Source organism: Streptomyces sp. 8L (genome assembly GCF_020176795.1).
Lineage (GTDB): Bacteria > Actinomycetota > Actinomycetes > Streptomycetales > Streptomycetaceae > Streptomyces.
This window is the reverse complement of sequence record NZ_JAIUKE010000248.1, coordinates 1-11,288: the sequence shown is the minus strand read 5'-3', so window position 1 is coordinate 11,288 and position 11,288 is coordinate 1. Positions and strand designations below refer to the sequence as shown.

At 73.3% G+C, this 11,288-nt stretch carries 9 protein-coding genes; 3 read left to right on the top strand and 6 right to left on the bottom strand.

Annotation, left to right across the window (positions count from 1 at the left end; translation table 11 throughout):
• The first annotated feature begins 37 nt into the window (after window positions 1-37).
• On the top strand, window positions 38-1,183 hold the full coding sequence (locus LCE31_RS20890) for a C40 family peptidase (RefSeq protein WP_225016361.1): 1,146 nt from the start codon (window positions 38-40) through the stop codon (window positions 1,181-1,183).
• Window positions 1,184-1,229: 46 nt separating this feature from the next.
• Here the strand turns inward: LCE31_RS20890 and LCE31_RS20885 are convergent, their stop codons facing one another.
• From LCE31_RS20885 to LCE31_RS20865, 5 genes are all read right to left on the bottom strand, one after another.
• Entirely contained in the window at window positions 1,230-2,534 is a 1,305-nt protein-coding gene (locus LCE31_RS20885) for a styrene monooxygenase/indole monooxygenase family protein (RefSeq protein WP_225016360.1), read from the bottom strand.
• Between the two features lie 241 nt (window positions 2,535-2,775).
• Window positions 2,776-3,378 (bottom strand): GTP-binding protein, encoded by a 603-nt coding sequence (locus LCE31_RS20880; RefSeq protein WP_225016359.1) that lies wholly within the window; start codon window positions 3,376-3,378, stop codon window positions 2,776-2,778.
• Between the two features lie 148 nt (window positions 3,379-3,526).
• The gene (locus tag LCE31_RS20875; protein ID WP_225016358.1) at window positions 3,527-3,907 is read right to left on the bottom strand and encodes a DUF742 domain-containing protein; all 381 of its coding nucleotides are present in this window, start codon (window positions 3,905-3,907) and stop codon (window positions 3,527-3,529) included.
• Between the two features lie 167 nt (window positions 3,908-4,074).
• Window positions 4,075-4,605, bottom strand: a complete 531-nt coding sequence (locus LCE31_RS20870) for a roadblock/LC7 domain-containing protein (protein ID WP_225016357.1) — start codon at window positions 4,603-4,605, stop codon at window positions 4,075-4,077.
• Window positions 4,602-7,889 carry a sensor histidine kinase gene (locus tag LCE31_RS20865; RefSeq protein ID WP_225016356.1) on the bottom strand — a complete coding sequence of 1,096 codons (3,288 nt, stop codon included), beginning with the start codon at window positions 7,887-7,889 and terminating at the stop codon, window positions 4,602-4,604. The genes LCE31_RS20870 and LCE31_RS20865 overlap by 4 nt, the downstream gene beginning before the upstream one ends.
• 460 nt (window positions 7,890-8,349) lie before the next feature.
• Between LCE31_RS20865 and LCE31_RS20860 the strand changes: the two genes are divergently transcribed.
• Complete coding sequence (locus LCE31_RS20860; protein WP_225016355.1) at window positions 8,350-9,129, top strand: protein phosphatase 2C domain-containing protein; 780 nt, start codon at window positions 8,350-8,352, stop codon at window positions 9,127-9,129.
• A 313-nt stretch (window positions 9,130-9,442) separates the two neighbouring features.
• On the opposite strand, the gene LCE31_RS20855 is transcribed toward LCE31_RS20860, so the two are convergent.
• A complete protein-coding gene (locus LCE31_RS20855) occupies window positions 9,443-9,946 on the bottom strand; it encodes a MarR family winged helix-turn-helix transcriptional regulator (RefSeq protein WP_225016354.1) in 504 nt (167 codons plus the stop codon).
• Between the two features lie 204 nt (window positions 9,947-10,150).
• Here LCE31_RS20855 and LCE31_RS20850 point away from each other — a divergent pair, with 204 nt between their 5' ends.
• Entirely contained in the window at window positions 10,151-11,035 is an 885-nt protein-coding gene (locus tag LCE31_RS20850; protein WP_225016353.1) for a lysozyme, read from the top strand.
• Window positions 11,036-11,288: the final 253 nt, after the last annotated feature.

Sequence of the window (11,288 nt, the reverse complement as noted above, 5' to 3'; positions counted from 1 at the left end):
CCCACCCCCCGGCGCGCTCTCACCGGAGGTGAAGGGCATGTCACGTCTGCGATCCGCCTGCACGACCGCCGCAGCCACCGCCGCGGTCACCGTGCTGGCCGCCGTCCCCAGCACCGCGGCCCCCGAGCCCGGCGGGGTGGCGGCGCTGCTCACCCAGCTCAAGAGCCTCTACCAGCAGGCCGAAGCCGCCGGAGAGGCCTACAACACCACCGAGCAGGCACTCGCGAAGCAGCGGACCGCGGCCACGAAGGCGGGCGGCGGCCTCGCCGAGGCGCGTGCCGCGCTCGCACGGGGCCGCAGCGCGGCCGGCGCCCTCGCGCGCGCACAGTACCGGGGCACCCCCGAACTCTCCGGCTACCTCCAGCTCCTGCTCTCCGACGACCCCGAACGAGCCGTCGAACAGCAGCACATGCTCGCGCGCGCCGCCCGTGGCACCGTCGCGACCGAGAGCCTGCTCGTCCACAGCAAGCAGCAGGCGGACGCCGCCGCCGCCAAGTCCGGTGCCGTGCTCGCCAAGCAGCAGCGGCTCGCCGCCCTCAAGAAACGGCAGCGCGACACCGCCGAGTCCAAGCTCAGGCAGGTCGAGTCCCTTCTCGCGGCGCTTCCGTCGAGCACACTCGCGCAGGTGGCCGCGCTGGACCGGGGCCAGACGTCCGCCGCGCAGCAGGACTTCGTGGACTCCGGCGCGCTCGGGCCCCAGGGCCGCGCCGCCCGGCCCGCCACGCCCACCGCCGCCGGAGCCGCCGCGCTCCGCTACGCCGTACGGCAGATCGGCAAACCGTACGCGTGGGGCGCGGTGGGGCCCGCCTCCTTCGACTGCTCGGGGCTGACCTCGACCGCATGGGCGCACGCCGGGGTGAAGGTGCCGCGCACCAGCGAGGAGCAGTGGCGCGCCCTCCCCCATGTGCCGCTCGACCGGCTGCGCCCCGGCGATCTCGTCGTCTACTTCCCGAAGGCCACGCACGTGGCGATCTACCTGGGGGACGGCAAGGTCGTACAGGCTCCGCATCCGGGCGCCCGCGTGAAGGTGTCACCGATCGCGGCGAACCCGCTGCTCGGCGCCGTACGGCCGGACCCGGCGGGCCCGGCGCTCAGCCCCGCCGCCTACCGGCCGCCGGTCCTGCCCGCGGGGGCCGAGCAGGGGACGGACACCGGCAGCGACGTGGCGGCCCCGGCGGAGTGAGACATCTCCCGCGGGCGGGGGCCGGGGACTCGTCCCCGCCCCCGGCTCAGCCGACGCCCGGACGGCCGGAACCGCCTGCGAGGCATCCGCGGCCTGCCGGGGCGCGGGCGGCGCGGGCGGCCCGGGCGGCCCGCGCCAGGTACGCGTCCGTCCGCGCCGGATCGTAGAAGTAGTCCTCGAAGTCGGCCGGGTCGTCGAAGCCGTTGGCGATCCGGTCGGCCACCTCGGGCAGCCCGCAGGCCGCGTCGAACAGGTTCCGCACATGCTCCCGGGGCGGGCCGAGCACCGCGTTCGTCCACTTCGTCACGTGGGCCGCCTGGGCCCAGTACGTCTCGAACGTGGACCGCATCCAGCCCTCGTCGAACGGCTTCTCGCCGCGCGCCAGGATCGCGTCGAGGTAGACCGCCGCGCACTTCGCCGCCGAGTTGGAGCCCTGGCCGGTCACCGGGTCGTTCGCGACGACCACGTCGGCCACGCCGAGCGCCAGTCCGCCGCCGGGCAGCGCCGCGACCGGCTGCCGTACGGTCGGCACGAAGCGGCCGGCGAGCACACCGCCGGCGTCGGTCAGTTCGACGCTCGTGGCGCGCGCGTGCTCCCACGGCGTGAACTCCTTCATCAGGCGCAGCATCAACGCCAGATGGCCGTCCGGGCTCGTGGCACCGCGGAACGCGTCGAGCGGACCGTCGGGAACGCCCTCCCAGAACAGGATGTCCGCGCGCCCGCCGACGGTGAGCGCCGGGATCACGAACAGTTCCCCCACACCGGGCACGAGGTTGCAGCGCACGGCGTCCGTGCCGGGGTGTTCGGGGCGCGGCTCCATCCCGTGCACGTACGCGACGGCGAGGGCGCGCTGCGGCGACGAGAACACCGAGCGCGCCTCGTCCCGCCGGAACATCGACAGCAGTTCGCCCTTGCCCGCGGAGACCAGGACGAGGTCGTAGCTGTCGGCGAAGTAGTCGACGTCGGGAAGCGCGCATCCGTGAATGACCAACTGGCCGCCCCGCTGGGCGAACAGCTCCATCCAGCCCGCCATCTTGACGCGCTGGTCGACCGATTGCGCGTAGTGGTCGAGCCTGCCGAGCCAGTCGACGGCGCGGCTGTGGTCGGGGGCCGCGACCGAGATGCCGAGCCCTTCCAGACGGGGCGTCTGGGACTCCCATAACCCGAGGCCGAGGTCCCGCTCGTGCTGGAGCGCGGTGTGGAACATGACCTGGGTGGACATCACCCGGCCGCATCTGAGCTCGTCGGGCGTCCTGTTGGACATCAGGGTGACCGCGTAGCCGTGCGCCTGGAGGCCGAGAGCCAGTTGCAGCCCGGACTGTCCCGCCCCGACGATGAGCACTTTCCGCATCTGCTGGTCCCCCATGTACGTACGTATGCCGGTCCGTTCCGACGGACGTGGCGCCGCGCGGACCCGCCGGGGCGCCCGCACCGGGTGCCCGGCACCGTACCCGATCCACCGCACGGCTGACCGGCCGGCCGGGGGCCCGGCATCGGGACCGGCCGGGCGGTGCGGCGCACCGGCCGGCGACGGGCAGACCGGCCCGACCGCCCCGCGACGGGCGCCGCTACCGCTACCGCGATGGGCGCCGCTACTGCGGACCGGAGTCGAGCGCGTGCCGTACGAGCGTCATCAGCGACTCCACGGCCGAGACCCGCTGGCGCGCGTCCATGACCAGCAGGGGTACGTCGTCCGCGACGGACAGCGCGTTCCTGACGGCCGACGGGTCGAACGCCTCGGCTCCCTCGAAGTGGTTCACGGCGACGATATAGGGCAGACCGCAGGTCTCGAAATAGTCGAGCGCGGGAAAGCAGTCGTCGATGCGGCGCGTGTCCACCAGCACGACCGCGCCGATCGCCCCGCGCACGATGTCGTCCCACATGAACCAGAAGCGCTGCTGGCCCGGGGTGCCGAACAGGTACAGCACCAGGTCGTTGTCGAGCGTGAGGCGGCCGTAGTCCATGGCGACGGTCGTGGTGACCTTGTTCGGCACGGCGGTGAGGTCGTCCGTGTCCGCGCTCGCCGCCGTCATCAGCGACTCCGTGCGCAGGGGAGGGATCTCGGACACCGCCCCGACGAACGTCGTCTTGCCCACGCCGAAACCGCCCGCGATGACTATCTTCGTGGCGACCGGGGCGCGGCTGCGGTCGAGCTGCCACGCCTTCAGGCTCTCCTCCGGCTCGGAGACGGCCATGACCTCGACGGCCGCGTCCGCCTCAGGACCGGCGGCGGTCGCGGTTCTCTCCTCGGCGACGGCCTCGGCCCCGGCAGCGGCCCTGGCAGCATCCCCGGCAGCGGCCCCGCTGCCGGCGGCGGCCCTGTCCTCGGCGACTGTGGTGTCGTCAGAGACGGCGGAGTCCACTCAATACCCTTTCCAGCAGTGCATGGTCCGGTTGTTCGGTGCCGTGACCGGTCCCGTACACCCTGATCTTTCCCTGGTCTGCGAGGTCGCTCAGCAGCACTCTCACCACTCCGAGCGGCATCTTCAGCAGCGCCGCCACCTCCGCGACCGTCCGCATGCGCCGGCACAGTTCGACGATCGCGAGCATCTCGGGCATCACCCGCGACGAGCCGCGGCGCGGCAGCTCCTTGCGCTCCTCGGGCGCGTCCAGAGCCGCCACGAACGTCTCGACCTGGAGGACGTGCTCGGCCCGTGTCCTGCCGCCGGTGAGCGAGTACGGGCGCACGCGCGACACCCGTCGCCCGGACCCGCGCACCGGCAGCCCGGGCTCCTGACCGCGCCTGCGGCGGCCTCCGCCGCCCTGCGCCGGGACCTGCGCCTGCTCGTACGGCGCCTGACCGTCCGGCGCCTGCCCGTACTGCGGGTGCTGCGGGGGCGGCACAGGGCCGCCGGAGACGGGCCGTTGCCCGCGCTGGGGGTACGAGCGGGTCACCGGCCGCTCCCCCGGCCGGTCCCGTCGTCGCTCCCCGCGGCCCCCTCCAGGGACCTGCGCAGTTCGCTCCTCAGCTCAGGGGTCAGGACGTGTCCTGCCCTGCCCACGAAGAGCGCCATGTGGTAGGCCACGACGCTCATGTCGCAGTCCGGCGCGGCATGCACGCCGAGCAGCGACCCGTCGCTGATCGCCATGACGAAGAGGCTGCCGTCCTCCATCGCGACCATGGTCTGCCTGACAGGACCGCCCTCCATCAGCCGGGCGGCGCCGATGGTGAGGCTGCCGATGCCGGAGACGACGGTCGCGAGGTCGGCGCTCGAACCGCGGGGGCCCTTCGGACGTTCCAGGCCCTCGGGCGCGGAGGCCGCCTCCTCCGTCCGATCGGGGTCGGAGGAGAGCAGCAGCAGTCCGTCGGACGATACGACGGCGACGGACCGCACGCCTGGGACCTCCTCCACCAGGCTGTTCAACAGCCAGTGCAGATTGCGGGCCTCGCTGCTCAATCCGAATGTGCCGGTCGCAGTCAACTGTGTGCCTCCTCGACTGTGTCCCCCGCCGCTTCGGTGTGGTGCTGTGTGCTGTGGTGCTGGTGCATCTCGTGGTGCTGGTGCATCTCGTGTTGCTGATGGTGGCGGTCCTGGTACCCCTGGTCCTGCTGAACCTGCCGGTCCTGCTGGGCCTGGTGCACCTGCTGCGCCTGATGGGCACGCGGGCCCTCGCCGGCGTACGGCTGGTGCTCGTACGGCTGCTGTCCGTATGACTGGTGTCCGTATGACTGCTGTGCGTTCGGCTGGTGTTCGTACGGGGTCAGTCCGTACTGCTCCCGGCCGTACGGCTGTTGGACGGACTGCCGGACCTCTTCCTCGGCGTCGTGGCGCCCCGCCTTGGCACCCTGGTGGAAGCCGCCGAGTCTACGGCGCAACTCCTCCGGGTCCACACCGCGCTTGCGCACGACGGGCGCGCCGGCCGTCCTGACCGCCTTGGGCACGCGCTTGGGAAGATCCCGGCCCGGGGCCCTGTGCGCTTCGGGCCGGCGCATGGTGAACGTCTCCTGGTCGAGGCTCCCGGTGTCGTCGCCGTTCGCCCGTTCGTGGGAGTCGGGTCCGATGGCGTACGCGCCGTACAGGCCGTCGGCCGCCTGGGGCCCGCGCGGTTGGGGCAGACGCGCCTCGGGTACGCGGGGCGTTCCTGCACCGGTCGGGGGCCCGGCCGGTCGCGCGGGCGCGACGGGCACGGCGGGTACCCCGGGCGCGGTGGCGCCGGCGGCCGTGCCTGCTTCCGTGGGGAGCGTCCCCGCGTGCTCCGCCGCCCGTACCGTCGCCTCGGCCGCGGCGATCAGCGGATCGTGCGGGGCCGCCGTGTCCGAAGCGGCCCGCGCCGCGGGGGCCCCGGCCTCGGTCGCCGAGCCCGGCAGGCTCAGCTCGGACGCGGCTCCGGGAACGGTGGGCATCTCGTCCTCGGCGGGCGCCTGCGTGGTCAGCAGCTGCCGCGGCAGGATCACGACCGCCGTCGTACCGCCGTCCTGCTGCTGCCTGCGCAGTTCGACGCGTGCGCCGTGGCGCGCGGCGAGCAGGGCCGTGACGCGCAGGCCGAGGCCCTCCGCGGGGGCGCCGCTCCGCTCCCCTGCGGTGGGCGCGTCCGACGAGGGGGCGGCCAGACGGGCGTTGAGCGCGGCCAGCCTGTCGTCCGTCACGCCGATGCCCTGGTCCACGACGGAGAGCATGACCTCGCCCGACTCCAGGAGCCAGCCGGACAGCTCGACCCCCGCCTCGGGGGGCGAGAACGAGGCCGCGTTCTCCAGGAGTTCCGCGACGAGGTGGCTGAGGTCGTCCGCCGCGTACCCGACGACCTGGGCGCGCGGCGGGAGGGTCTGGATGGTGATGCGTTCGTACCGCTCGATCTCGCTGACGGCCGCGCGCAGCACGTCCACCAGCGGGACCGGGCCCGCGTGCGCGTGGCTCTGCTCGTGTTCCGCGAGGACGAGCAGGTTCTCGCTGTGGCGGCGCATGACCGTGGCCATGTGGTCCAGCTTGTAGAGCGTGGCGAGGCGCTCCGGGTCCTGCTCGCGCTCCTCCAGGGACTCGATGACGCCGAGCTGCCGCTCGACCAGGCCGAGGTTGCGCAGCGAGAGGTTGACGAAGGTGTGCCGGACGGTGTGGCGCAACTGCCGCAGGTGGCCGGTGACCTCTGCGATCTGCGCCTGGAGCCCGGCCCGTTCCTCGGCGGTGAGGTCGGAGACCGCGGCGGACTCGGCGGTGGCCCGCACGCCGGCCGTGCCGTCCGTCCCCTCCGCCTCCGCCTCGGCCGTCCGTGCCGCGTCTTCGCTCCGGGCGGCGGTCGTCAAGGTCGTCAAGCTCGACGAGCCCTGGCCCGAGGCGGTGGCCGCGTTGACGGCGGTGGCCTCGTGCGCCGTCGGGGCGGTGTCGGCTGCCGCCGTCCCGCTCGTCCCGGCCTCGGCGCTCGGCGCGGCGTCGCCGCTCGCCCCGGCCGCGGTCCGCTTCGTCAGCTTGAGCAGCGTGGCGTGCAGCGTGTTGACCGACCGTACGACCTCGGCGAACTCGTCGTTGCGGCCGGTGAAGCGCACCGGCTCCGCCTCGGCGGGCGCGGCGGCGAGCCGGGCCGTGCCCAGCCGTACGGCCGCCAGGGGCCTGGTGAGGGAGCGGGCGACGGCGGCCGACACGGCGACGGCGACGACCAGGCAAGACACGACCAGCCCGGCGCGCAGCTCCAGATCCTGTACGGCGTCGTCGCGCAGCTTCTCGAAGCCCTTGAGCTGGTCGGCGCCGAGACCGGACTGCGCGCTCCGCATCTGGTCGATCCGGCCGGTGAGCGCGGTGTTGAGCTTGTCGCGATCGGTGTCGAGGTCCTGGTCGGACAGGTGCGGCGTGGCGGTGAGCCGGTCCAGGTAGCTCTCGGCCGACTTCACGTCGGCGCCGGTGACGCTGTCCGCGTACGAGCGGCGCTCGGCGTCGTCCGCCGTGCCGTCGAAGTCGGCCAGCGCGGCGAGTTCCCGCACCCGTGCCAGCTGGGCGGCGGTGCTGAGCGCGGCGCGCGACGCGCTGTCCGCCGAGTCCGCGCCGGAGCCGGAACCGTCCATGGGCAGCCCGGTCAGGGGGTTGACCGTGCTCTTGTCGACCGGGACGGTGAGCGCGGCCAGCAGCAGGCCGCGGGTGGCCGACGCCTGGCCGACGGCGAGATCGAGGTCCGCGTCCGCGCGCGCCCCGGGAGCCGCGCTCGCGGGCGCGCGGTCGGCGAACCGCTCGGTGATCCCGTGCAGCGAGGTGATGACCTGGGAGTACGCCGTATAGGCGGCGATCGCGGAGCCCTTGCCCCGCACCGCGGTGCCGCGGATCGAGGGAACCTTGCTCAAGTCTTCCAGCGGTCCTGAGAAGGCGGCGGGCACCGAGGAACCGGCGAGGGTGGCGCGGACCTCGGTGATCTGCTGGTCGACCCGGTCCCCGGCGGACCGGACGGTGTCGTCGCCTCCGGCCCCGGCGTCACCGGTACCGCTGTGGCCGTCGCTGCTGCTGCCGCCGGCATCGCCGCTGTCGCCCGTGTCCTTGGCGGGACGGCCCGCGGCGACGAAGACGACGACCTGGTCGCGCTCGTCGGCGAGGGACCGGGAGAGGACGACGACCTGCCGGTCGAGGCGCGCGAGGGTGAGGAGCCGCTGGGCGTCGTCGAGCTGGGCCGAGGCGTGCAGAAGGACGGGGGTTCCCGCGGCGACCACGACGATGCCGGTGACCGCGACGCCGGCGACGAGCCGTGTGCGTACCCGCTTACGGCGCCCCATCGGAGTGCCGCTGTGCACACCGCCATTCCCCCGAGGCCGCTTCTTCTGCACCGGTGCTCGCATTCTCGACTCGTCCGCCCATGAAGCAGAGGTGACGGCGGGTCACGACGAGCCACCCCCAGCCCCTGGCACGGCTTCCGACCATTCCAGTGCTTTGAGGAGAGAAGACGCGCATCAGCCGACCCGCCACCTGAACGAGTGAACATCACGGAGGAGTTGACCATCAACTCTCCGCGACGCGGCCCGGGAGCGCTCCCGGCGGGGCGAATGGACCTGCGGCGCGCGCTTTGGAAGGATGCCCGCCCGCACCTGCCGGGGGGTGGTCGGAGTGATCACTTTTCAGCCGCACGGCGCCCGCGGGAAGCGGAACCCCCACGCTCCGGCGTCCCGTGGAGGGATGGTGATCGAACAGTGCGCCCGTACGCCCCGTTCCCTCACGCGGCCTTTCCGCCGCACCCGGCTCCGGCAGACTGGGGCCATGCGCTTCGACCTTGCGACTGCACCCGGAACACCCGGACGACCCAACGAGGACTGGACTTCGGCGATCGCACCCGCGGCGGGCGAGGGAGGCGCGCTGGTCCTCCTGGACGGAGTCACACCGCCCGTCGGCGACGACGGTTGTGTGCACGGGGTCCCCTGGTTCACGGCCGGCCTGGGGGGCGTACTGGCCGAACTGTGCAGTTCTCGCCGGAATATGACGCTGGCAGAGATTCTCGCCTCCGCGATCGAGACGACAGCCGCCAAACATCGTGACACTTGTGACCTTTCTCACGTACGTACCCCTCAGGCCACCGTGGTCCTCGCCCGCTGGGGCGCGGCGCCCGACGGTGTGGTCGAACACCTGGTCCTGTCGGACTCCACGCTGCTGTGCGAGGGGACCGACGGCGAGGTGCGCGCACTCGTCGACGACCGGCTCGACCACATCCCTGCGGAGGTCAAGCGCTCCGTCGCCTCGACGGACGCGCTGCGCAACGCGGAGGGCGGGTTCTTCACCGCGGCGGCCGACCCGTCCGCGGCGTCGAGGGCCGTGACGGGAACCACGCCCGTGGCGAAGGTGCGGTCCCTGCTCGCGCTCACGGACGGAGCGGCGCGCTGGGTCGAGGTCTTCGGCGAGGGCGACTGGGCCCAGTGCCTGGCGCTCGTCCGCAAGAGCGGGGCGCGGGAGCTGATCGACCGGGTCAGGGCGCTGGAGGACGGGGCGGAGCACGTACGCGGGAAGCGGCACGACGACGCGACGGCGGCCTTCGCGGAACTGTGAGGCCCGGCCTTCGGTCGGCCCGGTCCCGCAGCCGGCCTCGCCGCCCCGTAGTCGCCCACACCGCCCCGGCCCGCTCCCGGCCTCGCCACGACGGCGCCTCGCCACGACCGCGCCTCGCCACCACGCGCACCTCGCCGCCGACGTGCCTCGGCCCGTCACCCGCCGACGCCGCTCGCGCGACGCTCCTCACCCGTACGCACGAGACGCCCCCTCACTCGTTCGAGGGACCCCCCAGCCGGGGCCCGGCCGGCCGGAAGCGGAATCCCGGGAGACCCCTGAGCCCTGCTTCCCGGAGTGCCTGCCTCCGGGTGCGTCAGTTCGCGAACCGGGAGTTGAGGTGGTGCAGGAGACGGGCCAGTTCGGCGATCTCGCCGCGGTCCCAGTCGGCGAGATTGCGCACGTAGCGGCCCCTGCGGGCGTCCCGTACGCGCCGGAAGCGGTCGAGTCCCTCGTCGGTGATCCGGACCAGCGAGGCACGCCCGTCGGCGGGGTCGGGCTCGCGCGCGATCAGCCCGAGCTCCTGAAGGGCCCGCAACTGCCTGCTCATGGTGGCCTTGCCGACGCCGAAGTAGGCGGAGAGCTCGGTCGCGCGCTGCTGTCCGGTGTCTTCGAGGCGGACGAGCAGACCGTAGGCGGAGGGTTCGAGATCCGGATGCACCTCGCGGGCCATCTCCCCCGAATTGGCCCGCGCGCGGCGGAGGAAGACCGCCAGCTCGCGTTCGAGGTCGAGGAATTCCGAGGTCACCGCGCCCCCGTCCGCCGACGCGGGCTCCGCGGGTTCCTTCTCCGTACCGCTACCGTGCACGTCAGCAGCCATTGTGCGCTTTCCCGCTCCCGAGTTCTCCCGAAGCCACGGCCATTGCCGCGCCTCTCCGTATTTTCGCAGGTTTAGTCCATCGGCAGCAGCGTGGCGTTCTGCGGTCGGCGGCCCGGCGTACGTAGCGTTTCACGGTGACGCGTCCAGATTGACGACTTGTCGACACGACAAGGGAACCCCCACCACGCCTTTCGGAGGCACGCAATGCCCGTGCAGAGACCCGGAACGAGCAGCAGCCGCCGCACCCTCTACGCGGCGTCCGCGGCTCTCCTGGCCACCTTCGCCCTCCCGCTCGCCCTCCCCGGCGTCGCCAGCGCCGACATCTCCCCCGTACCGCACCGCGCCGGCGCCCTGCCGCCCTCCGGCAGCGCCCCCGCGCGCGGCACGGCCTACATGGGCATGGGCGTGCTCGCCCACGACGGGCAGGGCGGGAAGCCCGTGAACCAGCGCAGCGCCGCGATCGCCCAGACGGAGGGCGTCGACGTCTCCAGCCACCAGGGGAACGTGGACTGGGCGTCCCTGTCGAAGAGCGGCGTGAAGTGGGCCTACGTCAAGGCGACGGAGGGCAACTACTACCGGAGCACCGCGTTCAACCAGCAGTACACCGGTTCGTACAAGGCGGGGATGATCCGCGGCTCGTACCACTTCGCCACCCCCGACGTCTCCAGCGGCGCCAACCAGGCGAACTACTTCGCCGACCACGGCGGCGCCTGGTCGAAGGACGGCAAGACGCTGCCGGGCGTCCTGGACATCGAGTGGAACCCGTACGGGGCGTCCTGCTACGGCCTCTCGACCTCCGCGATGGTCTCGTGGATCAAGGACTTCGTGAAGACGTACAAGGCCCGCACGAGCCGCGACGCGGTCATCTACACGGCCACCAGCTGGTGGAAGCAGTGCACGGGCGACTACGCGGGCTTCGCGAAGACGAACCCGCTCTGGGTCGCCCGCTACAGCACCTCGCCCGGCGCCCTGCCCAAGGGATGGGGTTTCCACACGATCTGGCAGTACACGTCGACCGGGCCCACGGTCGGCGACCGCGACAAGTTCAACGGCTCCATGGACCGCCTGAAGGCCCTGGCCAACGGCTGATCGGGCCGCGCCCGCGTGCGTCGCGTTCGGGGTGCGTCGCGTTCAGGGTGCGTCGCGTTCGGGGTGCGTCGCGTTCGGGGTGCGTCGCGTTCGGGGTGCGGCTTGTACGGGCGTGACGCGCGTACGGGCGTGACGTGCGGACGTGCCGGTGGCCCCCCCCCGGGCGGGGGGCCGGGGGGGGCCCCCCGGCGGGGGGCCCGGGGGGGGGGGGGGGCGCGGGGGGGGCCCGGGGGGGGCGCGGGGGGGGGGGCGG